Genomic DNA, 501 nt, shown 5'->3' with positions numbered 1-501 from the left:
GGGCCGGGTCGGCCAGCAATGCTTCGAGGCCGCGGTAGAGCAGGGGCCGGGCCAGCGTGAGGGCGTCGGAGCCGGGCGGGTACGCGTACCGGGCGTAGTCGGCGCCGTAGCGGGCGTATTCAGGATGAATGCGAAAGAGGTAATCGAGCGGCGGCAGGTGCGTGAAGCCGTATACCAGCACGCCCACCGCCATCACGAAGCCCGCCAGCGGCCCGGCCAGCCCGATGTCGAAGAACTCGCGCCGCGAGAAAATGCGCTCCCGAATCCGGATAACAGCCCCGAAAGTGCCTAGCCCCATCGGAAACGGAATGTAGTAGGGCAGTGAGGTGCGCACCCGGTTGGCCCGCGCCACGAAGTAGTGCCCGAACTCGTGCACTGTGAGCACGCCCAGGAACGACCCCGCAAACGCCAGCCCCCGCGCCCACTCGCCCGCCTGCGGCCGGGCCGGAAACTCCCAGAAGCCCAGCGGCAGCAAATCGAGCGTGCCGCGTGTGAGCACCA

General features: G+C 68.5%; 1 protein-coding gene. It reads right to left on the bottom strand.

Going from position 1 to position 501, the window contains the following annotated elements; all coding sequences use genetic code 11:
* Window positions 1–501, bottom strand: a 501-nt coding sequence (locus ACYVDE_RS26100; protein ID WP_460504403.1) for a site-2 protease family protein, incomplete at both ends; no start/stop codon positions are given.

Source organism: Hymenobacter agri, from assembly GCF_054778495.1.
The sequence above is the reverse complement of the archived record's forward strand: the minus strand, read 5'-3'. Positions and strand labels throughout refer to the sequence as shown.